The 274-nt window shown below is 44.2% G+C and carries 1 protein-coding gene; it reads right to left on the bottom strand.

The window, feature by feature from the left end; genetic code table 11:
* On the bottom strand, positions 1 to 274 hold a 274-nt coding region (locus JFU56_RS22450; protein WP_198439438.1), incomplete at both ends, for an NADH:ubiquinone oxidoreductase.

Here is a 274-nt window from a genome sequence, read left to right as displayed (position 1 = left end):
ATGCAAACCAAACGTAAGACACAACCACTAAGAAGAACAGGTATGACAATGAGAAAATGAACGGCGATTGAATGATATCGTTCGAGATACCCCAAGAAACACCGACAACTGTCACTGCAATTTTCGCGAAAAAGCCACACATCAATAACATTAGAGCTAACTGTGGGAAACGCGTGCTACGGAAAGCTAACCAATAGCAACTACCCACTGCCAATGCAGCAATATAGAAGCCAAACAAGAAAGAGTGGATATGGTCAGCTGCCGCTACACCACC

It is taken from the genome of Moritella sp. F3 (assembly GCF_015082335.1).
GTDB lineage: Bacteria > Pseudomonadota > Gammaproteobacteria > Enterobacterales > Moritellaceae > Moritella.
Note: the sequence above shows the minus strand (reverse complement) of the source record. Positions and strands in the feature narration are given on the sequence as shown.